At 67.3% G+C, this 23,561-nt stretch carries 21 protein-coding genes and 1 pseudogene; 9 read left to right on the forward strand and 13 right to left on the reverse strand.

Going from position 1 to position 23,561, the window contains the following annotated elements:
* On the reverse strand, positions 1-389 hold a 389-nt coding region (locus tag HJG44_RS24390), incomplete at its 3' end, for a transposase (RefSeq protein WP_171218231.1).
* A 512-nt stretch (positions 390-901) separates the two neighbouring features.
* Positions 902-1,843, reverse strand: coding sequence for an alpha/beta hydrolase family protein (locus HJG44_RS23665; protein WP_246736173.1), 942 nt, complete (start codon positions 1,841-1,843; stop codon positions 902-904).
* Positions 1,844-1,962: 119 nt separating this feature from the next.
* Here HJG44_RS23665 and HJG44_RS09905 point away from each other — a divergent pair, with 119 nt between their 5' ends.
* The 5 genes from HJG44_RS09905 (at position 1,963) to HJG44_RS09925 (ending at position 8,474) form a co-directional block, all read left to right on the forward strand.
* Entirely contained in the window at positions 1,963-2,874 is a 912-nt protein-coding gene (locus HJG44_RS09905; protein WP_171218233.1) for a LysR substrate-binding domain-containing protein, read from the forward strand.
* A gap of 746 nt (positions 2,875-3,620) precedes the next feature.
* The gene (locus HJG44_RS09910) at positions 3,621-4,886 is read left to right on the forward strand and encodes a nucleotide disphospho-sugar-binding domain-containing protein (RefSeq protein ID WP_171218234.1); all 1,266 of its coding nucleotides are present in this window, start codon (positions 3,621-3,623) and stop codon (positions 4,884-4,886) included.
* Positions 4,883-6,049, forward strand: coding sequence for a lycopene beta-cyclase CrtY (gene crtY / locus HJG44_RS23670; protein ID WP_171218235.1), 1,167 nt, complete (start codon positions 4,883-4,885; stop codon positions 6,047-6,049). Before HJG44_RS09910 ends, crtY begins: the two co-directional genes overlap by 4 nt.
* A complete protein-coding gene (locus HJG44_RS09920; RefSeq protein ID WP_171218236.1) occupies positions 6,046-7,548 on the forward strand; it encodes a phytoene desaturase family protein in 1,503 nt (500 codons plus the stop codon). Before crtY ends, HJG44_RS09920 begins: the two co-directional genes overlap by 4 nt.
* Complete coding sequence (locus tag HJG44_RS09925) at positions 7,545-8,474, forward strand: phytoene/squalene synthase family protein (protein ID WP_171218237.1); 930 nt, start codon at positions 7,545-7,547, stop codon at positions 8,472-8,474. The genes HJG44_RS09920 and HJG44_RS09925 overlap by 4 nt, the downstream gene beginning before the upstream one ends.
* On the opposite strand, the gene HJG44_RS09930 is transcribed toward HJG44_RS09925, so the two are convergent.
* The 11 genes from HJG44_RS09930 to HJG44_RS09980 all read right to left on the reverse strand — a co-directional run bounded on the left by HJG44_RS09930 (position 8,456) and on the right by HJG44_RS09980 (position 19,457).
* Positions 8,456-9,211, reverse strand: coding sequence for a fatty acid desaturase (locus tag HJG44_RS09930; RefSeq protein ID WP_171218238.1), 756 nt, complete (start codon positions 9,209-9,211; stop codon positions 8,456-8,458). The two genes, HJG44_RS09925 and HJG44_RS09930, sit on opposite strands and share 19 nt — an antisense overlap.
* Positions 9,208-9,690, reverse strand: coding sequence for a sterol desaturase family protein (locus HJG44_RS09935; RefSeq protein ID WP_171218239.1), 483 nt, complete (start codon positions 9,688-9,690; stop codon positions 9,208-9,210). The genes HJG44_RS09930 and HJG44_RS09935 overlap by 4 nt, the downstream gene beginning before the upstream one ends.
* A 15-nt stretch (positions 9,691-9,705) precedes the next feature.
* Positions 9,706-10,656 (reverse strand): polyprenyl synthetase family protein, encoded by a 951-nt coding sequence (locus HJG44_RS09940; protein ID WP_171218240.1) that lies wholly within the window; start codon positions 10,654-10,656, stop codon positions 9,706-9,708.
* A gap of 939 nt (positions 10,657-11,595) precedes the next feature.
* Positions 11,596-12,876, reverse strand: coding sequence for a CaiB/BaiF CoA transferase family protein (locus HJG44_RS09945; RefSeq protein ID WP_171218241.1), 1,281 nt, complete (start codon positions 12,874-12,876; stop codon positions 11,596-11,598).
* Complete coding sequence (locus HJG44_RS09950; RefSeq protein WP_171218242.1) at positions 12,873-14,066, reverse strand: CaiB/BaiF CoA transferase family protein; 1,194 nt, start codon at positions 14,064-14,066, stop codon at positions 12,873-12,875. The genes HJG44_RS09945 and HJG44_RS09950 overlap by 4 nt, the downstream gene beginning before the upstream one ends.
* A gap of 43 nt (positions 14,067-14,109) precedes the next feature.
* A complete protein-coding gene (locus HJG44_RS09955) occupies positions 14,110-14,811 on the reverse strand; it encodes an ABC transporter ATP-binding protein (RefSeq protein ID WP_171218243.1) in 702 nt (233 codons plus the stop codon).
* Positions 14,808-15,524: an ABC transporter ATP-binding protein gene (locus HJG44_RS09960; RefSeq protein WP_171218244.1), complete on the reverse strand. Its 717-nt coding sequence runs from the start codon at positions 15,522-15,524 to the stop codon at positions 14,808-14,810. The genes HJG44_RS09955 and HJG44_RS09960 overlap by 4 nt, the downstream gene beginning before the upstream one ends.
* Entirely contained in the window at positions 15,521-16,501 is a 981-nt protein-coding gene (locus HJG44_RS09965; protein ID WP_171218245.1) for an ABC transporter permease subunit, read from the reverse strand. The genes HJG44_RS09960 and HJG44_RS09965 overlap by 4 nt, the downstream gene beginning before the upstream one ends.
* A 2-nt stretch (positions 16,502-16,503) precedes the next feature.
* The gene (locus HJG44_RS09970) at positions 16,504-17,376 is read right to left on the reverse strand and encodes a branched-chain amino acid ABC transporter permease (protein WP_171218246.1); all 873 of its coding nucleotides are present in this window, start codon (positions 17,374-17,376) and stop codon (positions 16,504-16,506) included.
* Positions 17,377-17,409: 33 nt separating this feature from the next.
* Positions 17,410-18,582: an amino acid ABC transporter substrate-binding protein gene (locus HJG44_RS09975; protein WP_171218247.1), complete on the reverse strand. Its 1,173-nt coding sequence runs from the start codon at positions 18,580-18,582 to the stop codon at positions 17,410-17,412.
* An 80-nt stretch (positions 18,583-18,662) separates the two neighbouring features.
* Entirely contained in the window at positions 18,663-19,457 is a 795-nt protein-coding gene (locus HJG44_RS09980) for an IclR family transcriptional regulator (protein ID WP_210261049.1), read from the reverse strand.
* Positions 19,458-19,628: 171 nt separating this feature from the next.
* Here HJG44_RS09980 and HJG44_RS09985 point away from each other — a divergent pair, with 171 nt between their 5' ends.
* The 4 genes and pseudogenes from HJG44_RS09985 to HJG44_RS10000 all read left to right on the forward strand — a co-directional run.
* Entirely contained in the window at positions 19,629-21,194 is a 1,566-nt protein-coding gene (locus tag HJG44_RS09985; protein WP_171218249.1) for an acetate--CoA ligase, read from the forward strand.
* A gap of 22 nt (positions 21,195-21,216) precedes the next feature.
* Positions 21,217-22,359: an FAS1-like dehydratase domain-containing protein gene (locus HJG44_RS09990; RefSeq protein ID WP_171218250.1), complete on the forward strand. Its 1,143-nt coding sequence runs from the start codon at positions 21,217-21,219 to the stop codon at positions 22,357-22,359.
* Positions 22,360-22,423: 64 nt separating this feature from the next.
* On the forward strand, positions 22,424-22,621 hold the full coding sequence (locus HJG44_RS09995; RefSeq protein WP_210261050.1) for a nitroreductase family protein: 198 nt from the start codon (positions 22,424-22,426) through the stop codon (positions 22,619-22,621).
* A gap of 333 nt (positions 22,622-22,954) precedes the next feature.
* Positions 22,955-23,363 (forward strand): annotated as a pseudogene (locus tag HJG44_RS10000) (chromosome partitioning protein ParB); the annotation flags it as partial.
* Positions 23,364-23,561: the final 198 nt, after the last annotated feature.

Consider the following 23,561-nt stretch of genomic DNA (forward strand, 5'->3'; position numbering starts at 1 on the left):
CGCCGAGCACGCGCGCCATGGCGGCGATCGGGAAGACGGCCTGGTGCGCGCTCATGAACTGGAAGATCCGGACGGGATCGTACCGGTCTCCCGCGCGAACCAGGCTGCCGCCTTTGCCAGGATATGGCTACGCCGACCTCCGGTTCGCGCTCCTGGCGCAGCTGGCGGTTCTCACGTCGGAGCCGGCTCAGCTCCTCCCGCTCGGCCGAAGGCAGACCCTCGTCTCGACGCACGCCGCCATCACGGTCGGCCTGACGTACCCAGTTCCAGATCGCCTGGGCGGTCGGCTCGAACTCCCGCGACAGCTCCTCGGGCGTGCGACCCGACCGAACCAGATCGACCAGCTGCCTGCGAAACTCCGCCGGATATGGCGGCCGATGTCTCGGCATGTGAACACCTCCTGCTCAAGGGAAAAGGTGTCCACGTAAGCGGGTCAACTCCATCGCTTCGGGCGCTCGCGTCGCGCCTCTACCGAGCCATGCCTCCAACGCTTCTACACAGTGGCTTCTTGCACCGCGTATCCGCTTTTAAGCAGCTCGCCTACCTGCCTGAGCGTCGGCTTGGGCGCAATCCGGAATGTCCGCTGTCGGGCGCTGACCCAGGTTCCCTTCTCGCCCATAGGAGTAAGGAGCGGCAGATTGTGAGTGCCGGCCGCTCAGCACGAGCGTGGCGCTCTGACGGCAAGCTGCGAGGCGATAGCGCTTCGCATCCCGCTGCCGGCACCGGCCACGATCACGACGTTGGTCCGGATGCTGTCCATGAGTGCGCTCCACGATCCCGTCGCAAGGGCTCCGAAGCGCAGTGGCTCTTCAAGCAGGACGAAACGGCCGAAGGAGACGCATTGCCGCTTGCAACCCCCAGTCTGCCGAAAACAGGCTTGTGATCACACCGATCTGGTACATCAGGCGACGAAGCGTTCGAACCAGTCGAGCATGGGCTTGGGGTTCTCGGGCAGGTAGTTATAGCCGTCGAAGCGCCGGTTCGTGCCCTCGATCCAGATGAGTTCCTTGTGCTCGGTCGGCATGGCGGCGAAGATCGCCTGCACGTCATCGGGCGTGGTCAGCGTATCGTCGCGAACCTGCAGGAGCAGCGCCGGGATATCCACCGCCGTTGCATAGGGCGGCATGTCCATATCCTTCAGTTCCATGCTGGTCGCGCGGCGCAGGGCGTCGGCCACCTCGGGCAGCGCGTCCGGCATGCCCATATGACCGAGGATCGTGCGGTAGAAGGCGGTGAGCGAGATCGGCTGCGGGGCGACGATCGCGCGGACGTCCTCGAACTCCTCCCGGTGCTTGGACATGGCGACCATGGTAGCGTTCATGCCGCAGCAGCGGCTGAGCAGGCCGATCTTCATGTTCTTGAGATCGGACCGCGAGCGAACGTAGCGCAGCGAGCCGATCACGTCGCGATACTCCCGGATGCCGTTGCCGATGACGCCGCCGCTGCCTGCGGCGCTCTGCCCGAAGTTGCGGAGGTCGTAGGCCAGGATGTTGTAGCCGGCCTCGTGCAGGTGCTTGTAGTCGGGCATGAAATTGACTTCGACGTTGTTCCCGCTCGCCTCCCACGCGTCGCCGTAAGGTTTCAGATGGCCGGGAAAGCCGTAGCGGTTGGCCCAGATCGGGTGATTGGCGATGATCAGCCGGTCGCTGTCGCCCGGGATGAACCAGCCCTCGATCGTCACGCCATCCATCGCGGGGAAGAAGACATCCGAGAAAGCGAGACCATCGTCGGCCGGTGAGCGGAGGATGGGCGAGCGCGCCGGGTTCACCATGGCGGAGACGAGACCTGCCACTAGTTCGGCGCGGGTCGGTTGGGCTGCTGCAGCTTTCGTTGCCTGGGTCATGTCGATGTCCTTCCGGGCTCGGTCCCGGCGTTGGAGGTCGCCGATGCGCATCAGGTGCGCCTTGCCGATCATTCCGATAATCCGGCACAATCAACACAGGCCGTGCGAGAAACTGGACATTGGCTGCCAACCTCGACGACTTGACCGCCTTCCTTGCCGTCGCAAAAGCGCGCGGCTTCCGAGAGGCCGGGCGTGCCCTGGGCGTGAGCCCCACGACGCTTAGCGAGACCGTCCGACGGCTCGAGGCGCAGCTGGGCGTTCGTCTGCTTCACCGCACGACGCGCAGCGTCGCCCCGACCGAGGCTGGCAACCGCCTCATTGAAAGGCTCGCTCCAGCGCTCAGTGAAGTCGAGGCGGCGCTTGCCAGTCTCAACGATCTCCGCGACACACCGACGGGAACGCTCCGGCTCAACGTGCCGGTCGGTGTGGCTAGGCTGATCCTGCCGTCGCTGCTGCCCGGGTTCACCGCGATGTACCCCGACATCCAGGTCGAGGTGGCCGCAGAGGACACCATCGTCGACGTGCTCGCGGCCGGGGCCGATGCCGGGATCCGGTACGACGAGAAGCTAGAGCAGGACATGATCGCGGTGCCGATAGGTCCACGGGTCCAACGCTTCGCGATGGCGGCCGCGCCTGCCTATCTGGCGAGGGCGGGAAATCCTGAGCACCCAACGGACCTTCTTCAACACAAGTGCTTGCGGGGGAGGTTTAGGAACGGCGCGCTTTTCAGCCCGTGGGAGCTGGAGCGGGATGATGAGGTCATCCGGATCGAGCCGCAGGGGCCCCTGACCGTAAGTATCAGCGGCGCGATGGACCTGGCCATAGACATGGCGGTCGCCGGCATGGGCATCATCGGCCTGTTCGAGGATTGGTTGCGACCGCATCTGGATGCCAACCGTCTTAGTCCAGTTCTCTCCGCATGGTGGTCCGACTTTCCGGGTCCGTTCCTCTACTACTCGAACCGGCGCCTAGTCCCACCGCCACTCAAGGCGTTCCTCGGGTTCATCAAGTCGGCGAGGCGGGATCAATGATCCGCCTCTCTCCCATGTTTGTTCCGTCGAGTTCGAGAGTTAAGAACGAAAACCATGCGCATGAACGGGGCCGGATAAGCGCCGGCGCCGCCAATTCCGAGCGCCCCCGTATGCCGAGCAGCGACGCGAAACCCATAGCGGCTGGCGTTCGGTGAGCACAATGCATAGATCAAGGCGGAACTCGGACTTCCACAGACGTGGGCCGGGGCGGGAGCGCAGGCCGACATTGACCAGGCGGGACGTTCCGGATGCTGCAGGCATGTCTGCTTCGGAGAACTCGGCCGCACATCTGAGGGCCGGAATGGGCGCGAAGCGGCCAACTGAATCTGGCCGAAACCGGCATGGCCGGCTCAACCGTTCTAGGGCCGATGGCACACCTCAACTCGTGTGCACCGAAGAAGCCGTCGGCCTTGTCCCGCGACTGCATGGTGGACACAAAGCAGGAGAGCCGAAACAGGCGCGTACCGGACTGGCGAGTCGAACCGGCGTCCCAGTGTATCATGTACTCATGATAGACTGACGACATGCCGCGACATCTGAGAGCCCGCTAGGAGCTGACAGCCGCGCCGCTTGCACCGGATGCGGGCCCGAACGGCAAGCGCTGCGGCCGATGCGGCGTCGCTCACGATTTCGAGAACGGCGTGGCGCCGCCCTCGGCAGCCGCGTAGTGATCAGGGCGAACCCTCGCGCCCGCCTTGGCTCATTTCGCCTTTGTAGCTCCACCTCTGCTCGGGCATCTCAACCCGATGGCGGCCCTCGCTCGGGACATCGCGGCGCGCGGCCATCGCTCGACCTTTCTCCACATCGGCGATGCCGAGCCGCTCCTCCGCGAAAGCGGGTTGGCGTTCCGGGTGGTCGGGCAGGGCAGCCATCCGCCAGGGAGCCTCGCCGGGGCGGTGCGCAGGATGGGCGCGGTCAATGGTCCGATCGGGCTCGGCGGCATAATCCGCGATGTGGCGGCGATAACCGACATGCTCTGCCGCGATCTGCCGAGCGCTCTGCGCGAGATCGGGACGGATTGCCTCGTCTGCGACCAGACGGAAGCAGCGGGCGGGCTGGTCGCCCGCCATCTCGGGATGCCCTTCGTGTCGGTGGCGAATGCGCTGCCGCTCAATCGGGAGCCGGGCATACCGCCCCCGTTCACGCCCTGGCGCTACGACGCCTCGCGCTGGGGAGTGGAGCGGAACCTCGGCGGATATCGCGTCAGCGACATCCTCATGCGACCGGTATCCTCGGTCATACGCCATTATGCGACGCTGTGGAGCCTCGACCCGCTCCGGACCATCGAGGATTGTGCATCTCCGCTCGCGCAAGTCGCGCAACTCGTGCCGGGGCTCGATTTTCCCCGCCAGGCTCTGCCGGAGACCTTCCACTATTGCGGCCCGTTCAGGGACGAGGAGACGGTGCCGCGCGATTTCAGCATGCCGGGCCGCGACGGGCGGCCGCTCGTCTATCTGTCGCTGGGCACGCTCCAGGGCGGACGGGCACGGCTTTTTCGGGTCCTCTCGGGTGCCGCCCACCGCGCCGGGACGCAGCCCATCTTGTCGCATGCAGGCAGGCTGAGCGCCGAAGACGCCGCCCGACTGCCCGGACGTCCGGCAGCCTTCGCCTGGGTGCCGCAGCGCCGGGTCATGGCCGAGGCCGAGCTGGCACTCTTCAACGGGGGGCAGAACACCATGCTCGACGCCGCGGCGGCCGGGATTCCCGTCGTCGTGATCCCGATCGCCTTCGAACAGGCGGCTATCGGAGCCCGCATCGCATGGGCCGGAGCGGGACGCACCGTCTCGCGGCGCTTCCTCACGGCCGGACGGCTGGCCGGCATCATCCGGCATATCTTGAATGAACCGTCCTACCGCATGGCGGCGCAGCGGCTTCGGGCCGAGATCGGGCAGGCGGGAGGGGTCCGCCTCGCCGCACGGATCGTGGAGCGCGTGGCGGCCACCGGCGCGCCGGTGACGACGAGCGATGTCCGCAGGTCCCCGGATCTCGCGGTTCCGGGGGACGTCGCATGATCGGGACGGGCCTCGATCATGACCTGATCCTCGTCGGAGGGGGACTGGCCAACGGCCTCATCGCCTACCGCTTGGCTCAGCTCAGACCGGAGCGGCGGGTGCTTGTGTTGGAGGGGGGCGACCGGCTCGGCGGCAACCACACCTGGTCGTTCCACGCGACCGACCTCTCCGACGAGGAAGCCGCGTGGCTCGACCCCTTCGTGGTCCATCGCTGGCCTGCCTATGACGTCGTGTTCCCGGAGCGGCGGCGGCGCGTCGGGATAGGCTATCGGTCGGTCACCTCGGACCGCTTCCATGATGTCCTGATCGGCACGCTCGCACGTGCCGTCCGGCTCCGATCGGAGGTGGCCGAGATCGCGCCGACGCGAGTCCTGCTCGCTGGCGGAGAGTGCCGCTCGGCCGCGGCCGTCATCGACGGACGCGGCGCCGCCCCGACGCCGCACATGACCTTCGCCTGGCAGAAATTCGTCGGGCTCGAGCTGCGCCTCCGCGAGCCGCACGGGCTCACCGTCCCGATCCTGATGGACGCGACCGTCCCGCAGCAGGACGGCTACCGCTTCGTCTATGTCCTCCCCTTCGGCCCCGACACGGCGCTCGTGGAGGACACCTATTACGCGGACGGCCCCGATCTCGATGACGCGGTGCTCCGCGACCGCATCCTCTCCTATGTCGCCGGGAAGGGATGGAGCGTGGCCGAGGTGCTGCGCGAGGAGCGCGGCGTGCTCCCGATCACGCTCGGCGGCGACATCGAGGCCTTCTGGCGCGGTCCGGAGGTGCCCCGTTCCGGGCTCAGGGCCGGCCTCTTCCATCCCGTGACCGGCTACTCGCTTCCCGACGCCGTCCGCCTTGCGGACCACATCGCCGGCCTTCCCGATCTATCGGCCGCCTCGCTCCACTCGGCCGTGAGGACCTGGTCGCAGGCGAGATGGCGCGGGCACGGCTTCTTCCGCCTCCTGAACCGGATGCTGTTCCGGGCGGGCAAACCCCAGGAGCGTTATCGCATGCTCCAGCGCTTCTACGGACTCCCGGAGCCGACGATCGGCCGCTTCTATGCGGGGCGGCCGACGGCAGCCGACAAGGCGCGCCTCTTCGTCGGACGCCCGCCGGTGCCGGTGCTCGGGGCGGCGCGCGTCGCCCTCAATCTCGCGGAGCCCGCGCGGTGAGCGCGGCACGTCCCAGGGCGGCCGTGATCGGCGCGGGCTTCGGCGGCATCGCGCTCGCGATCCGGCTGCAGGCCGCGGGCTACGACGTCACGCTGCTGGAGAAGCGCGACAAGCCGGGCGGCCGCGCCTATGTCTACGAGGATGCGGGCTTCACCTTCGATGCCGGCCCGACCGTCATAACGGATCCCTCGGCGCTGGAGGAGCTGTTCGCGGCGGCCGGCCGTAGGCTGTCCGACTATGTCGAATTGCTGCCCGTTAGCCCGTTCTACCGCCTTGAATGGGAGAATGGCTTCCGCTTCGACTATGTGAACGACCAGGCGGAGCTCGACCGGCAGATCGCGGCCAAGAGCCCGGCCGATGTGGACGGCTACCGCCGCTTCCTCGACTACTCGAAGGCGGTGTTCGACGAGGGCTACCTGAAGCTCGGGGCCGTGCCGTTCCTGCATTTCTCCGACATGGTGAAGGTCGCCCCGCAGCTCGCGCGGCTGCAGGCCTGGCGGAGCGTCTATTCCATCGTCTCCCGCTTCATCCGGGACGAGGAGCTGCGGCAGGCTTTCTCCTTCCACTCCCTCCTCGTGGGCGGCAATCCCTTCGCGACCTCCTCGATCTACGCTCTCATCCATGCGCTCGAGCGGCGCTGGGGCGTCTGGTTTCCGCGCGGCGGCACGGGGGCACTGATCCGGGGCATGGTGCGCCTTTTCGAAGACCTCGGCGGCACCGTGCGGCTCGATGCGGAAGTCGCCGGCATCGAGGTCGGGGAGGGCAGGGCCAAGGCGATTGTCACGAAGGACGGCTGGCGCGGCGAGTTCGATGCGGTCGCCTCCAACGCCGACGTGGTCCACACCTACAAGACCCTGCTCGCCGGCAGCGAGCGCGGCCCGAGCTTCGCCCGCAAGCTGGAGCGGAAACGCTCTTCCATGTCGCTCTTCGTGATCTATTTCGGCCTGAGGCGGCACCGGCCGGAGCTGCAGCACCACACCGTCCTCTTCGGCCCGCGCTATCGCGGGCTGATCGACGACATCTTCAACCGCGAGACGCTGGCGGACGACGTCTCGCTCTACCTCCACTCGCCCTGCGCCACCGATCCGTCGCTCGCGCCGCCCGGAGCAGGGGCCTTCTACGTCCTCGCGCCGGTGCCGCATCTCGGCACCGCGCCGCTGGACTGGGACAGGGTGGCGCCGGTCTACCGGGACCGCATCCTCGATTATCTCGGGCAGCGCTGCATCCCGGGTCTTCGCGAAGACCTCGTGACGGTCCGGACCTTCACCCCGCACGACTTCCGGGACGAGCTGAACGCGCATCTCGGCTCCGCCTTCTCGCTCGAGCCGATCCTCACCCAGAGCGCCTGGTTCCGGCCGCATAACCGCGACGACGCCATCCCGAACCTCTACATCGTCGGGGCCGGCACGCATCCCGGGGCCGGCGTACCGGGTGTCGTCGGCTCGGCGAAGGCGACCGCGCGCCTGATGCTGGCCGATGCCGGGCTCGCGCCCGCATGAGCGAGGATCTCGTCCGGGCGGCCACGGAGACGATCGCCAGGGGTTCCAAGAGCTTTGCCGCAGCCGCCCGGCTGTTCGACCGCCCGACGCGGGAGAGCGCCGTGATGCTCTATGCCTGGTGCCGGCATTGCGACGACGTCGTCGACGACCAGGAGTTCGGCTTCTCGGCCAGGGAGGGCGCCTCGCGGGAGCCGCAGGCTCGCCTGGCCGAACTGGAGGCGCGCACATGCTCCGCGCTCGCGGGAGAACCGCAGACGGTGCCGGCCTTCGCCGCCCTGCAGGAGGTGGCGCGCCGGCATGGGATCCCCGAGCGCTATCCGCTGCAGCATCTCGCCGGCTTCCGGATGGACCTGGAGGAGCGGCGCTACGGGACGATCGAGGACACGCTCGACTACGCCTACCATGTCGCCGGCGTCGTCGGGGTGATGATGGCCCACATCATGGGGGTGCGCGATCCGGCCGTGCTCGACCGCGCCTCCGATCTCGGCATCGCGTTCCAGCTGACGAACATCGCCCGCGACATCGTCGACGATGCCGCGACCGGCAGGACGTATCTTCCGGCCGCCTGGCTGCGCGAGGCCGGCATTCCGCCGGGGGAGGTCGCGGAGCCGCGGCACCGGGCGGCCCTGGCGAAGGTCGCGGCCCGGCTGATCGACCTGGCCGAGCCGTACTATGCCTCCGCGAGAATCGGCGTCGCCGCCCTGCCGCCACGATCGGCCTGGGCGATCGCGACCGCGCACGGCGTCTACCGCCAGATCGGCATCGAGGTGCGCCGCCGCGGCGCTCGCGCCTGGGACGCGCGCGTCTCGACCTCGAAGCTGCAGAAGCTCGGGCAGGTCGTCCGCGGCGGCGCGACGGCCCTGATGACGCGCATCGCCAGCCCGGGGCCTGCGCCGCGCCGCGGCCTCTACGAACGGCCGGCCTGAGCCCGGACGGAGGGCAGCCGCCACCACGGCACATGCGGCATGTCGTGATGCTCGTGGTGGTAGCCGAAATGGAAGCAGGTCAGCAGCGACAGGAGCGGCGGGAAGTCGTTGCTGCGGGCGTTGTGCGCGTCGCCGAACGCCTCGTCCTCGTGGCGGTGCGGCAGGTAGGTCCCGAAATAGAAGAGCTGGAGCGAGGACAGGATCGCCGGCACGCCCCAGAGCAGGAGCGCGTTGGCGGGGTCGACCCGGAAGACGAACAGGTAGATCGCCAGCAGCGCGGCGAGGACCGCGAATTCCCGCCAGCCGAAGTAGCGCCGGAAGAAGGTCACGTACCAGGGCCAGAAGCGCCTGGGCTCGCCGGCATGGAAATCGGGATCGTCCGCGGTGCCGGAATGACGGTGGTGGGCGAAGTGCTTCCCGATCAGACGGTCGTAGGAGAAGCCGGCATAGAGCGCGAGGCAGATGCGTCCCACCGTGCGGTTGACCTTCGGTCGGAAGGGCGCGAGCGATCCGTGCATGCAATCATGCGCCACGATGAACAGCCCGACATTCAGCCAGCACTGAACGGCGATCAGCAGCGGCGCCGCCGCGATGCCGAGCGGCGTCCAGCGGTGGAAGAACACCGAATAGAGGTGGCAGGCGAGCCATGCCCCGATGAGCCCGGCCGCAAGCGCGAGACCGATCGCGGCCTGGTTCTCGACCGTCCGCGGCGCCGGCCCGGCGATCCCGGCGCTCATGTCTCGGAATCCCTGGCCAGCGGCGCGCCGCTCTGCCGCAGCTCGTCCTTCAGGCGCCGGACCGGCGGGGCATAGAGGAAGCCGAAGGAGACGCAGCCGTCGCGGCCTTCAACGGCGTGGTGGAGGCGGTGCGCCTGCACGAGCCGCTTCAGGTAGCCGTTGCGCGGCACGTAGCGGAAGGGCCAGCGCTGGTGCACGAGCCCGTCATGCACGAAGAAGTAGAGCGCGCCATAGACGCTCATCCCGATCCCGATCCAGTAGAGCGGACCTCGTCCTGGCGAGAAGACGACGAGCAGCAGAGCCAGGCCGGCAAAGAGCACGGCATAGAGGTCGTTCTTCTCCAGAACGTCGTCGTGCTCCTCGTGGTGGGAGCGATGCCAGCCCCAGCCCGGGCCGTGCATGACGTATTTGTGGACCGCCCAGGCGACGACTTCCATCACGAGGACGGTGCCGATGAGGATCGCTGCGTTCAAGAGCATCGCGGCGTGCTCGGATCAGATCCGGGGCTGGAACCCGTTCGCGCGTCCCGTCTTCTCGGCGAACACCGCCCCGACAAACATGGCGAGTCCTCCTTCGGGTCGCAATGCGGCGCGCGCCTGGGCGAGGTGACGCTCCAGGTGACCCCGCGCGCCGTCACGGCCCAGGAAGGACAGCACCGTCACCTTCGCGCCGTCTTCTCCCAATCCGTTCTCTCCGCCCGAGCCGTCCTCGAGGTCGTCCATGATCTGGAAAGCCTGGCCGAGATCGGTCGCAAAGGCTCGGAGTTCTTCGATTCGAGCCTCGCTCGCCTGAGCGACCACGCCCGCCATCTCCACGGCGGCCACGAACAGGGCGCCGGTCTTGCGGTGGTTCGCATCGCTGAACGCGGCGACGGCGCGGCGCTCATCGCCCCCGCGAAGATCGCGGAACTGCCCGCCCGCCAATCCTTGCGTGCCGACGGCTTCCGCGAGGATGTCGATCAGGCGGAGTCGCTGCTCGGCCGAAAGGCCGGGAGCCGAGCCGATCGTGGCGAAGGCTCGGCTCAGGAGCGCGACGGACGCCAGGACGGCGACGTCCTCGCCGAACGCCCGGTGGGTCGCCGGCTCGCCACGCCTGAGCGGCGCATCGTCCATGCACGGAAGATCATCGAGCACCAGCGATGCCGCGTGAACCATCTCCAGCGCGCAGCCGGGATCGAGCGCGGCGAGATCATCCCGCCCCAGCTCCCATGCAGCCAGAACGGTCAAGGCCGGGCGTATGCGCTTGCCGGGAGTGAGAACAGCGTAACGGATCGCCTGCTCGAGACCGGTTTCCTCGTCCCCACGCGGAAAGAGCGCCTTCAAGCGCCTGTCGATAGCCGCGCGGAGGACGCGAATATCGCTCCGAGAACACCGGCTTGCTCGTTCGGATGAAGCCATCGCCGAAGCCAGCTTAGAACCCAAGTCACTTCTCCGGCCTATGCGCAACGGCCATCGGGCGCCCCCCAGCGTGAAGGCGCGTCCGCTTCCCCACAAGGCACCGCTCGAAAACGTGATCCGGACGCGGCCGACCGTCGTTTCGTGGCTGCTCCGATCACGCTCGTGAGAGGAAAGCGGGGAATGTTCGAGCCGGCGCCCGGAGTCGAATTCGGCTGCCAGCGGCGGACGCGTTCGGCTCGAACGTCATCGGCTCCGCCGGACCAAGGTCTGGCGGTCGCCGATTGACCGCCGGCAGGGCGGCTCACGAAGATGGCCCTACTCTCTGTCCGCTTCGGAGAACCCGTCACGGCTGAAGGAACAGCCGATATGGGCGCGCAGCCTCGCTCGGAGCTACACGGACGGGTACCACCGTGGGCTCTAGTCGGGAGAAGGAGCGGTGGAACAAAGAAGCCAGCGAGAACTCCGCCCAAGGGAACGCTGCTCTGACGCAAGGAAACGATGAAGCCAAAGCCGGGGGAACCGGCGCGATGGGAGATCGCTTGGGCGCTGGCCGGCGTGAGCGGGCCATAGCACAACCCCATGATGACTATGCCCATAGGAGCCCGCAACGCCCCAAAGACGGTGAACATGAGCAGTCCGCAAGCGGTCCCGGCCACACACCACAGGCTAAGACGGAGCGGTCCCCACCGCGCGATCAATCTGGCGCAGAAGAAATTTCGGACGAATACGCCTCCGTGGGCAATCGCGATGTAGGAAGAGATCAATTCCAGAGAAAGCTGAAGATCTTGCGAAATCGCACCTGCCATTACCGGCGGAGCGAGGCTCATCATCAGAGAAGCGACCTGCGGGAACATCGTCGCGAAAAGGAACGCCGGAACGTTCTCGCAGCTCGAAGTTAGCGTGTGCCTCACACGTCTGTCGAGGGTCTAAAGGGTCCCGCTCATTGCCGGTTCGCCACGGTCCGAGGGTGCCGAACGGTATCCGCGTTCAACAGCTCGGCTCGCGGCTGATCAATTCGTTGCAGTTGGTATGCGAAGGCCCTCTGACCTCGACATCTCGAGCGACGGAACGGTCATTCCTCCCGCGCGCGATTCCAGCCTCGATCAAGCTCTCGGCTCCATCCTGTGTAAAGCCTACCTCGAGTAGGATCTCGCGCGTATGTTCGCCGATGGTCGGCGCCGGGCGTCGGATGTCGGGCTGGCTTTCGCTCCAGCGCTGCGGGACCGCCATGGTGCGGATCCGCCCCTCGGTCGGGTGATCGATCGTCTGAAAGAAGCCGACCGCGTCGAGGTGCGGGTCGTTCAGAAGGTCATCCGGCGTGGCGAGCGCGATGGCGGGGATGTCGGCCCGCTCGAGCAATTCCTCCCATTCCCGCGTCGTCTTGGTCGCGAAGGTCTCGGCGAGGAAGCCGTAGAGGTATTCGATGTGTTCCGTCCGTCCGGCGATGGAGGTGTAGCGCGGGTCGGCGGCCATGTCGGGCCGGTCGATCAGCTCGAAGAAGCGGCGCCAATGCTTGTCGTTGTAGACGAGGACACCAATGTGCCCGTCCCGCGTGCGGTAGGGCCGCCGCTCCGGGTTGATCATGCGGACATAGCCCGGCCGGCTGAGCGGCGGCTCGAAGGTCGCGCCGTACAGGTGATCCCCCATGACGAATTCCGTCATGGTCTCGAACATCGGGATCTCGATGGCCTGGCCGCGGCCGGTCTTCTCGCGATGGTACAGCGCCATGCCGACTGCGCTCGACAGCGCCATCCCGACGACCCGGTCCGCGATTGCCGCCGCGACATAAACCGGCTCGTCCGTCTTGCGCGCCTGGAGCGCGGGGAGGCCGACCGCCGCCTGGATCAGGTCGTCATAGGCAGGACGGTCGGCGTAGGGCCCGTTCTGGCCGAAGCCGGAAGCTCCGCAATAGATGATGCGTGAATTCCGGGCCGCGACCTCCTCGTACGAGAGCCCGAGCCGAGCCATTGCCTTCGGCCGGAACGAGAAGATCAGGACGTCGACCGTCTCCAGTATGCGATCCAGCACGGCCTTGCCTTCTGGCTTCTTCAGGTCGAGCGCGAGGCTCCGCTTGTTGCGGTTGAGGTTCAGGAAGTAGGGCCCCATCCCCTTGTGCCGGCAGGGTCCTATACCGCGAAGCGTATCGCCCTCGGGCGGCTCGATCTTGATGATGTCGGCGCCCATGTCGCCGAGAATCTGCGAGCCGTAAGGGCCGAGCACGTTCATCGTCATGTCGGCAATGCGGATACCGTTCAGCGGGCCGCTCATGCGAATTCCCTCTTCCGCGAAGCCGGCCCGAGCGCGCCCGAGGATCTGAACGAGGCGATCTCGCCAGGCCGGAAGCTGAGCTCGGAGAGGACCTCATCCGTTGCCTCGCCGACCTCCTGGGCCGTCCAGCGGAGGGCTGCGCCGCGCCTGCCATTTGCAAAGACGGGGAATGGGATGTGGCGCTCGCCGTCCGCCTCCATCACCATCTGGCGATGGACGGCCTGTTCGCTGCGGGCCGCCTCGTCCGGTGTCATGACCCGCTGGGCCGGCACGTCGTGCTCGGCGAAGAGCCGCATCCAGGTCTCGCTGTCCCGCTGCCGCATCACGTCGCGCATGCGCGGCGCGAGCGCGTCGCCCCGCTCGCGCCGGGAGGGCTCGTTGCCATAGGCGGCATCGTCGAGATCCGGGGCGATGTCCTGTGCGGCGGCGACGAAACCGCGCCAGAACTTCTCCTCCACGATCCCGAGCGCGATCTGGCGCCCGTCCGCGGTCTCGAAGAGATCGTTCGTCGGCCAGAGATGGTCGCGCGTGCTCCGGTCGAGGTCGAAACCGTGGCGGATGGCCGTGAAGGACATGGCGGCTTCCGACATGCCGAGGTCGAGCGCGACGCCGCGCCCCGTACGGTGCCGCTCCTCGAGCGCGGCCAGGATCGCAATCGCCGCATAGCTACCCGCCGCGAGATCCGCGATCGGCAGGCCGGAGCGGCGCGGCGGCTCGGACCAATGTCCCGCCAACGACAGCGCGCCTGCCGCTGCAAGGTAGTTCAGGTCGTGGCCGGGGTTGAGCCGCTCGGGGCCGCTCTGGCCGTAGCCTGAGATCGAGCAGGAGATGAGGCGCGGATTGATCGTGGATAGCGTCTGGTGATCGATCCCGAGCCGTGCGGCGACGCCTGGCCGAAAGCCCTCGACCGAGATGTCGGCCCAGGCTGCCAGCCGCTCGACGATCGGCCGGGACGAAGGCGACTTGAGGTCGAGCACGATGCTGCGCTTGTTCCGATTCGCCATCCTGAACATGGCGAAGGGGATCTCGCGCGCGAAATCGCCGCCAGGCGGCTCGACCTTGACGACGTCCGCCCCGAGATCGGCAAGCGCCAGGGTGCAGAACGGGCCGGGCAGAAGGGCCGAGAAATCCAGCACCTTCACGCCGGCGAGCGGCTGCCATCCTCCGGTGCCATCGCTGGGCTTGGCCATTCCCGCCTGTCCTCCCCTGGCTTGTGAGTGGGCGTCCTCGATCTCAGGCGCCGATGTAGCTCTCGACCACCCGCCGATCGCGCGCGATCTCGTCCGCGGCCCCTTCGAGAACCAGCCGGCCGGCCGACATGACGAGCGCGGACTGGGCGTGCTTGAGCGCCTCGAAGGCGTTCTGCTCGACCTGGAGGATCGCGATTCCGCCGGCATGCAGCTCGACGAGCGTTGCGAAGACCTGCGCGACGAGGATCGGGCTCAGGCCCCAGGATATCTCGTCGACGAGCAGCAGCTTCGGCTCGATCATCAGGGCGCGGGCCATTGCGAGCATCTGCTGCTCGCCGCCCGACATCGTGGAGGCGATCTGGCCGCGCCGCTCGGCGAGGCGGGGGAACATCCCGTAGGCGAGGTCGAGCCCGCGCCGGAGAGCTGGAGCACTGCAGCCGTATCCGCCGACGCGGAGGTTCTCCTCGACCGTCATCTCGGTGAAAAGCTGCCGGCCTTCGGGCACGTAGCCGATGCCGAGCCGCTGGCGGATCCAGGTCGGCTCCGCGGAAAGGTCGCGGCCTTCGAACGTAATGCGGCCGCGATGCTTCACGAGCCCGATCGCCGCCCGCAGGAGCGAGCTCTTTCCGGCGCCGTTCGGCCCCATCACGAGGACCCACTTGCCGGCCCCGACGCCGAGGCTGACCCTGTCCACCGCGACGGCCTGGCCGTAGCGGACCTCGATGGAATCGAGCGAAAGGATCATGCCGCGCTCTCGCCCAGATAGGCCCGCCTCACGCCGGGATCGCGGCGGATCGTGTCCGGCGATCCCGAAGCGATCACCGCCCCGGCATCCATCACGATTGCCCGGTCGCAGACGCCGAGTGATTGCCGGACGTTGTGGTCCACCAGGATGATGCTGGCGCGCGCCTTGAGCCCCTGGATGAATCCGAGGAGATCGGACGTCTCCGAGGCCGTCAGCCCGGCGAGCGGCTCGTCGAGGAGGAGCAGCTTCGGCTCAAGGGCGAGCGCCCGGGCGACCTCGAGGCGCTTCAGCATGCCCAGCGTGAGGCTGCCCGCCGCGTCCTCGGCCTTGGGCAGGAGGCCGACCGCGTCGAGGATCTCGCGGGCGCGTGCCCGATCGTCGCCGACGCCGCTGCCCGGCGGGATCGCGGCGAGCACGTTCTCGGCGACGGTCAAGCCGCGGAAGGGACGGCAGACCTGGAACGTCCGCCCGATCCCGGCCCTCGCGCGGCGGAAGGCGGGCTCGCGCGTCACGTCGCGGCTGGCGAGCTCGATGCGGCCGCTCGTCGGCGGGTAGAGGCCGGCTATCATGTTGAAGAGGGTGGTCTTTCCGGCGCCGTTCGGACCGAACAGCCCCAGCAGCTCACCGCTATTCAGCGCGAGCGAAACGCCGCGGACCGCGTGAATGCCGCCGAACCGCTTATGTGCATCGACGACGGTGAGGATCCCGCTCATGCGCGCACCTCCGCGATGGCCGGGACCTGCCCTCGTCGATCCTTGAGACGGAACAGCCGGCCGAGGGCGGGCGCGATCCCGTCGCGCATGAACAGGATGACCAGCAGGAGCACGACTCCGACGATCGTCAGGTGCAGGTTCGGCGCGAGGACCTGCAGGATCTCGCGCAGGCCGACATAGATGACCGCGCCGAGGACCGGGCCGAGCGCCGTTCCGGCCCCGCCGATCAGCGGCACCGCGAGGGCGATGATCGACAGGTCGATCGAGAACACCTCGTTCGGAAAGAGCGAGGAGGCGAAGACGCCGTGCACGGCGCCTGTCAGGCCCGCTATCGCCGCGCTCGCGCAGAAGAGGACGATCTTCACGCGGGTCGCGTCGATGCCGATCGCCGACGCGGCGGCCTCGTCGTCCCGCATGGCGAGAACGCGCAGGCCCGTCCGGCTGCGGCGGAAGACGAGGACCAGCAGCGTCGCTCCCCCGGCGACGGCGATCATCAGGACATGCGGCAGCCAGAGGGGGAAGATCTCCTCCAGGACGATCCCCCCCGGTCCCCCCGCGAAAGGCAGCTTGCGGACGAGGAGCAGGACGAGCTCCTGGAGGAAGAGGGTCGCGAAGGTGAAGGAGGTGCCCTTCAGCCGGAGGCTCGTGACGCCGATGATGAGTGAGGCGAGCCCCGCCGCGATCGCGGCGATCAGCAGCGAGATCACCATCGGGAGGTCGGCGTTCAGCGCCAGCACGACCGCATAGGCGCCGATCCCGGCGAGCGCGCCATGGGCGAAGGACACGTATCCCGTCAAGCCCGACATCAGGTTCCAGGCCTGGCCGAGCGCGAGAAAGTAGGCGCCGTAATAGACGAGTGTTCGGACATAGGAGGTGACGCCGAGCCAGGGGAGGGCGGCCATGGCTGCGGTGCAGGCGAGGATCGCGAGCGAGCCCCACGTGATCTTGGCCAGGTCCCGGCCGCGTTCAACCTTCACGATCAGGCTCCCACATGGCGGCCGAGGAGGCCGTGGGGACGCAGAAGAAGCGTCGCGTAGAGAAGGCAGTAGGTCAGGATCCGCGCCCAGGAATCGTCGAGCGCGAAGCTCGTGAACGCATTGACGATCCCGATCGCGATCGCGGCCAGCACCGCGCCGCCGATCGAGCCCATCCCACCGAGGACGACCACGACGAAGGCGTCGAGCACGAGGTCGTGGCCGACCCGCGGGTGGATGGTGCCGATGAGGCTGACCAGCGCCCCCGCGGCTGCCGCAAGGCCGACGGCCAGGGCGAAGGCGAAGAGCTCAGCGGCTGGGACGTTGATGCCGCACGCCGCAGCCGAATCCCTGCTCTGCGCGAGCGCCCGTAGCGCGAGCCCGATCCGAGTGCGCTGCACGACCAGGATCGTCCCGACGCCGACGATGAGGCACACCAGCAGCACCGTGAGCGACCGCAGCCCGATGACGACGCTTCCGAGCGTGAAGATTCCACTCGGCCCCTCCGAGTAGGAGCGGAAATCGCCGCTGAAGGCGCTCGAGAAGATGCCGAGCCCGATGATCGATAGGGCATAGGTAACCATCAGGACGTCGAGCTCGGGCCGGCCCGCCGCGCGCGAGACGATCGCGGCCTGGATGCCTGCGCCCACCGCGGCCCCCAGCACGAACGCCAGAGGGATGCCGAGCAGGGGCGAGATGTTGAGCTGCGTGACCACGAGGTAGGTCGCGAACGCGCCCAGCGTCACGAACTCCCCGTGCGCAAAGTTCACGACGCGCACGACGCCGAAAATCAGCGCGACACCGAGGGCGACGATCGCCAGGAGCGCTCCGACGACGAGGCCGTTCGTCAGAAGTTGGAGGAAGAGCGGGAAGGTCATGGCCGCGCCGGCCGCGTTACCGAGGCGCCATCCTCAGCTCCATTTCGGCTTCGGCCAGAGCGGCGCCCTTGCGGACGGGCCGGACACGACATAGGACGTGCCGCCCTGCCATTGCGTCGACGCGTAGTGGTAACCGTCCTGCTGGCCCCGCTGGTTGGTGTGGAAGGTGCCCAGCACCGTCTCGATCTTGCTGCTCGCGAGGGCCTCCCGGATCCCGGCGCGGTCGGCGCCTTTCTCCTCGATAGCCCCCTGGAAGGCCTGGCCCGCCGCGAAGGCCGCGGCGGAGTGGTACGACGGGATGCGGCCGTACTTCGCCTGATAGGCCGCGACGAATGCCTTGTTGGCGGGCGTGTCGATCGTGGCCTCCCAGGACGAGCGGCCGAACACGCCTTCAACCTGCGCGCCGAGCGCCTCCTTCGTCACGCCGTCCGCCGCCTGGATGAAGTGGAAGGCGACGGGATTGAAGCCGCGCTCGATCATCTGGCGCGTCAGGGCGATGCTCGGCTGATAATAGCCGCCCATGGAGACCATCTCGGTTCCCGAGGCGATCATCCGCTCGATGATCGAGCGGAAGTCCTGCGCGCCGGGATTGTAGCCGAAGGCCTCGACCGTGAGACCCATCTCCTTGGCGACCGGAAGAGCCCAGTCCTTCGCCGCGATGGAGAACGGCGCCTCCTCGAAGATGATGGCGAGCTTCTTCGAGCCCTGGCCCTTTTCCTTGATGACCTTCAGGAAGCCTTCGTGGTCGAAGTCGGAGGACGGGAAGCCCTGGAACGTCCAGCGAAGCCGACGCCGCGCCCAGATGCTCGAGTCCGACGCGATCGTGCCGATCATCGGTACCTGGGCGCGCTCGAGCGCGGTCGCCATCGCGTCGGTGATCGGGCTCGAGTACGGCCCCAGGATCGCAAGGACGTTGTCGCGGTCGAGCAGCCGCTCCGCCAGCACCCGGCCAGTATCGGGCTTGCTCTCGTCGTCGTAGATGACAACTTCGACGGGCCGGCCCTTGATGCCGCCCTTCGCGTTCACCTGCTCGGCCCAGAGCAGGTAGCCTTCCTGCACGTATTTCGCCGAATCCGAGAAGCGCCCGGTCAGCGACAGCGAGGCTCCGAACTTGATGGGATCGGCCGCCCTAGCCTTGACGACCGCAAAAGTGCTCGCGACGGCTGCGGCCGAACCAAGCACCGAACGCCGGGACAAATGGGTCATCTGCCACTCCTTTGGTTTCCTCGACGCCGTCCGCGGATCTGTCGTCCGTCTTGCCGGCGTCCGTTCTCGAAATGATTATGCTATGTGTTCATCTGGTGTGAGATCTCGTTTGCGATCCGCACGATGTCCTGACCGATCGACCGCACATTCGAGCGAAGCCGTTCGGTCAAGCCGACCACGACGAGGGCGTGCGACAGCCGGCCACCGAGGAAGATCGGAGCCGAAATGACCGTGACCCCCAGGATATACTGGTCGATATCGACGCCGAAACCGTTTGCCCTCGCGTCCTCGACCTCCTGTCGCCATTGCTCGAAGGACGGTGGCCGGTCCCAGCGCAGTCGGCTGAAGCGCTCCCGCAATTCGGCTTCGTCGTAGCCGCCGAAAGCCGCGATGCACCGTCCGCTCGCGCTGATCAGCGAGGGAAAGCGGCTCCCGACATCGACGTGGATGTGGAAGGGCTCCCGGGCGCGCGAGATCGAGACGACGACCACGTGGTCGAGCCCCCGGACCTCCAGCCCGACGGCGGTGACGCCGAGGCGCTGCGAGAGATCCTGCAGCCGATCCTGGATGTAGTCAGCGAAGCCGCCCTTCTTCAGCAGGTGCCGCGCGAGCGACAGGATTCCGACGTCGAGACGGTAGCGCTTCGTGTCGGGGTCGAAGGCGACGAGCTCTTCCGCCACCAGCGCCCGCAGGATGTGCAGGCAGGTGGAGGGGACGAGCTTCAACTCGCGGGCGATCGCCTGCACGCCGAGCGGGCTCTCACTGCGGGCGAGGATTCGCAGGATCGCGGCCGCTCGGGTGACGGCCGGGACGGCCCGTTCGCGCGTCGGCGGCTTGGCGGTGGGCGTGGAAGATGAGGTCTTGCGGGCGTTCATGAGCGCTCCGCGTCCTTGTCTCACAGACAAAGGCCGCCCGCCATTCCTCCCGGCTTTGTTGTATGAAGACAACAGCAATGTCATATTGACAACGAATGTGCGTCCGTGATCGATGGCCGTCAAGAGCCTTCGGCACGTATTCGGAGGCATTATCGGGAGGAGCGGACGCCGATGCGGCTCACCGACCTGACGAGTTATGCCGACGCCCAGCGCGAGTGTTCGAGCGCGCGGCTCTGGGAGCTGTTCGACGGCAACAAGGAGGCGCTCAACATTGCGCATGAATGCGTGGACCGGCACGCCGAAGGCGGTTCGCGCGATCGAGCCGCCGTCTGCATCGCCCACGCCGACGGACGCGACCTCGCGATCACCTTCGGGGAGCTGTCCGAAGCCTCGTCGCGCTTCGCGCACTGGCTCGAAAGCCGCGGCGTCGCGGCGGGAGACCGCGTCGCCATCATGCTGGAGCCGTCTCCGGCCTTCTACGTCGCGCTCTTCGGCGCGATGAAGTGCGGCGCCGTCGCGGTGCCGCTGTTCACGCTGTTCGGACCGGAGGGGCTGCGGCTGCGCGTGGACGATTGCGGCCCACGTCTGATCGTCACGGACGAGGAGCGCGCGGGCATCGCGCGCAGCGTGGTTGGCCCGCAGGTCGTGATCGCGAACGCGCTGCTCGACGAGGAACTCGCCAGCTTTCCGTCGCGCTACGAGACGCGCACCCGGGCCGACGACATGGCGATGTACCAGTACACGTCGGGCACGACCCGTGAGCTTCCCGACGCAGTGAAGCATACGCACCGCGCGATCGTGGTCGTCATGCTGGCCGCGCTCTACGGCACGGGCGTCCGTCCCGGCGATCGCTATTTCTGCCCCTCGTCACCCGCCTGGGGCCACGGGCTCTGGCACGGCACGCTCGCGCCGCTCGCGCTCGGCGTCACTATCGGGGCCTACGCCGGCAAGTTCGATCCCGTGCGCCTGCTCAAGGCGCTGCAGGATTACGAGATCACGAACCTGTCGGCGGCCGCGACGCATTACCGGATGATGCGCCTCTCGGGCGCGGCTGCATCCTTCCGGTACGCGCTTCGGAAGCTGTCCTACACGGGCGAGCCGATCGATCCGGCGACTCTCGACTTCGTCCACGAGACCTTCGGCGGAGTGCCGGTCTGCAGCATCTACGGGACGACAGAGGTCGGCGTGATCCTCGTCAACTACCCTGGCGCGGAGGATTTCCCCGTGAAGCCGGGCTCACTCGGCAAGGCGGTGCCCGGCGTGAAGGTCGAGGTGCACGACGCTGAGGGCCGGCCCGCGCGACCAGGCCAGGTCGGGGAAATCAAGGTCTGGCGGCGCGACGCCTGGTTCCCGACGAAGGATCTCGGGCATCATGACGAGGACGGGTATTTCTACCACAACGGCCGCGCCGACGATGTCATCATCTCGGCCGGCTGGACGATGAGCGCCGTCGAGATCGAGAACGTGCTGCTCAAGCATCCCGACGTCCGCGAGGCGGCCGTCATCGGGGTCCCGGACGGGATCCGGGGGCAGGTGGCCAAGGCCTTCGTCGTCGCCGCTCGGGATGGTGACGACTTCGCCCGGGAGCTGCAGGATTTCACGCGGACGCGGCTGAGCCAGCACGAATACCCGCGCCGGCTCGCCTTCGTGCCCGAGCTGCCCAAGACGCCCGCCGGCAAGGTCAACCGTAAGGTCCTCCGTGACCGCGAATCCGCCGCCGCAAGCGCCGCTGCCTAAAGCCGAGAAGGGAAGGAACGCCATGACCGCGCACGACACGTCTCTGTTTCCGAAGATCACCGACCAGGGTCTGGCGGATCTCCGCACGCGCATCGGCGTCCCGATCGAGGACACGCTGGAGCCCTGGTGCCACGAGGCGACGCGGGACAACATCCGTCATTACGCGCACGGGATCGGCGACGACAACCCGCTCTGGTGCGATCCGGCATATGCGAAGACGACCAAGTATGGCGGCATCATCGCGCTACCCAGCTTCCTGTTCTCCACCAGCCGGATCATCTCGGGCTATGTCGGCGGCCTGTCCGGGGTCCACGCCATGTGGGCGGGTGCAGACTGGACCTGGCACAAGCCGGTCCGGCGCAATGACGAGATCACAACGACGGCATATCTGAAAGATCTCGTCGAGCACCAGACGCGGTTCGCGGGGCGTGCCATCCAGCAGATCTACCACGTCGATTTCTTCAACCAGGACGGCGAGCTCGTGGCCGAGGCCGACAGCTGGTGCTTCCGCACGGACCGCGACCAGGCGCGCGAGCGCGGTACCAAGTATTCGGAGGTCAAGGCGAAGCCGCCCAAAATCTATACACCCGACGAGCTCGGCAGAATCTTCAAGCTCTATGCCGACGAGGAGATCCGTGGCGCGACCCCGCGCTACTGGGAGGACGTGAAGGAGGGCGAGGCCCTGCCGACGATGGTCAAGGGGCCGATGACGGTCACCGGCTTCATCGCCTTCGCGCAGGGCTGGGGCGGGCTCTACATCCGGGCAAACAAGCTCAACTGGAAGCAGATCCACAAGCATCCCGGCCTCGGCATCCCGAACCGCTTCGGGATCCCGGACTGCCCCGAACGGGTGCATTGGGACGAGGACCTCGCGCGGCTGGTCGGCACGCCGGGGGCTTATGATTACGGGCCGGAGCGCTGCTCATGGCTGACCCATCACGTGACGAACTGGATGGGCGACGACGGCTGGCTCCGGCGCGCCACCTGCAAGATCCGTCGCCATAACCCGGAGGGCGACACGCTGTTCTTCAGCGCCAAGGTGACGCGGAAATACGTCGAGAACGGGCGGGCGCTGGTCGACATCGAGCAGAGCGCGAAGAACCAGGACGACGAGCTCTCGGTGGTCGGCACCTCGACCGTCGAGCTGCCGCGTCGAGCCGGATGATCGCAGACGCAGGGCCGGGCGGAGCTGCGCCTCGCAGCAGCTCCGCCCGCCCGGGATCGGCGGCATGAGCATCTATGCCATGAGCAGCACAGGAAGGGATGACGAACCTCAAAGCGACGTCGCCGACATGCTCGATAAGCTGCTGGAGGATCGCTGGTCCTGTAGGGCATTCAGGCCCGATCTCCTCCCGAGAGAAACCATCGCTTCAGTCATTGAAGCCGCACAGCGCGCCCCATCTTGGTGCAACACTCAAATTCCGTGATCTTCATGGTCTCGCGCAGAATGTCGAGCCGTCGCGATCGATGTCATCCCGATAATCGAAGATGCGTTGCTCGGGATCTGCGAGACAGAAGACATCTGTGACGCACGACAGCGCCTGCGATCCGTCACTGATTGTCGTCCGTGTCCTGGAACTCATCGACGATAATCATCAGAAAACAGTCGACGATCAGCTCACGCAATGTCGCGCAGCGTTCGAGTAACTCAGCAGTTCCAGCAGCAAAAAGATCGAATCAATAAAGGCCTAAATCAGTCGACTGCCGTTTGCGCTCCGCGTTCCAATCGCCTTTGAAAGACGACTTCTGAAGTTTCTCATCATTGCGTCTCGCTAACCGTCAATGCCGTCAAGTTGCCGTGGGAAGCCAGCAAGCGCCGCGCCCACCAGACCGCCGACAGGCTTGCGACGGCGGTGGCGCTCGACATGACGGCGCATTTGACGCCCACCGTTCGGGTCTATCTCGGGCGCGTTACCAAGGCCCATATCCTCGCCACCGTGCGCGGGGCCCTTTGGCGATGAGGCAGCGGAGCGAATCGCGGGCAAGAAGAAGCAGGAGATGGCCGAAGCCGCCGAGCAGCTTCTGGCCGGAACCGGCTGGCTTCCGCCCGTGCTGCGCACCGAACGGCCTGCGTGGCTGGCCGACGAACAGCCGGAGGCGCAGATCACCGGGACCGAGGAAGCACCGGAAGCGCTGGACGACGAGGCTTTCGTCGTCGCAGCGGAATGAACGGCGGGCCGGGATCGCGTCAGCGGTCCCGGCCTTCCACTAAAAAATTGAGGCCGCGCGGCTTCCCCGCGCGGCCGGATACCTCGACAGTTCAATAACAGTCACGCCCGACAGGCCCGACAGAAAAGCAAGCATCGGCATCACGCTAAAGGAGGCCGTCCCGTCTGAAATCTGGCGGCAAATCTTCTGCATCATCGG

Origin of the sequence: Enterovirga aerilata, from assembly GCF_013044135.1 — a bacterium.
In the GTDB taxonomy this organism is placed as follows: Bacteria; Pseudomonadota; Alphaproteobacteria; order Rhizobiales; family Beijerinckiaceae; genus Enterovirga; species Enterovirga aerilata.

Excerpts from the sequence above, each read along its gene's own strand:
- HJG44_RS23665 (WP_246736173.1), bottom strand. The coding sequence starts at position 1,843 with ATGACCCAGGCAACGAAAGCTGCAGCAGCCCAACCGACCCGCGCCGAA.
- HJG44_RS09910 (WP_171218234.1), top strand. The coding sequence starts at position 3,621 with ATGGCGGCCCTCGCTCGGGACATCGCGGCGCGCGGCCATCGCTCGACC.
- crtY (WP_171218235.1), top strand. The coding sequence starts at position 4,883 with ATGATCGGGACGGGCCTCGATCATGACCTGATCCTCGTCGGAGGGGGA.
- HJG44_RS09925 (WP_171218237.1), top strand. The coding sequence starts at position 7,545 with ATGAGCGAGGATCTCGTCCGGGCGGCCACGGAGACGATCGCCAGGGGT.
- HJG44_RS09930 (WP_171218238.1), bottom strand. The coding sequence starts at position 9,211 with ATGAGCGCCGGGATCGCCGGGCCGGCGCCGCGGACGGTCGAGAACCAG.
- HJG44_RS09935 (WP_171218239.1), bottom strand. The coding sequence starts at position 9,690 with ATGCTCTTGAACGCAGCGATCCTCATCGGCACCGTCCTCGTGATGGAA.
- HJG44_RS09945 (WP_171218241.1), bottom strand. The coding sequence starts at position 12,876 with ATGAGCGGCCCGCTGAACGGTATCCGCATTGCCGACATGACGATGAAC.
- HJG44_RS09950 (WP_171218242.1), bottom strand. The coding sequence starts at position 14,066 with ATGGCCAAGCCCAGCGATGGCACCGGAGGATGGCAGCCGCTCGCCGGC.
- HJG44_RS09955 (WP_171218243.1), bottom strand. The coding sequence starts at position 14,811 with ATGATCCTTTCGCTCGATTCCATCGAGGTCCGCTACGGCCAGGCCGTC.
- HJG44_RS09960 (WP_171218244.1), bottom strand. The coding sequence starts at position 15,524 with ATGAGCGGGATCCTCACCGTCGTCGATGCACATAAGCGGTTCGGCGGC.
- HJG44_RS09970 (WP_171218246.1), bottom strand. The coding sequence starts at position 17,376 with ATGACCTTCCCGCTCTTCCTCCAACTTCTGACGAACGGCCTCGTCGTC.
- HJG44_RS09975 (WP_171218247.1), bottom strand. The coding sequence starts at position 18,582 with ATGACCCATTTGTCCCGGCGTTCGGTGCTTGGTTCGGCCGCAGCCGTC.
- HJG44_RS09980 (WP_210261049.1), bottom strand. The coding sequence starts at position 19,457 with ATGAACGCCCGCAAGACCTCATCTTCCACGCCCACCGCCAAGCCGCCG.
- HJG44_RS09985 (WP_171218249.1), top strand. The coding sequence starts at position 19,629 with ATGCGGCTCACCGACCTGACGAGTTATGCCGACGCCCAGCGCGAGTGT.
- HJG44_RS09990 (WP_171218250.1), top strand. The coding sequence starts at position 21,217 with ATGACCGCGCACGACACGTCTCTGTTTCCGAAGATCACCGACCAGGGT.
- HJG44_RS09995 (WP_210261050.1), top strand. The coding sequence starts at position 22,424 with ATGAGCATCTATGCCATGAGCAGCACAGGAAGGGATGACGAACCTCAA.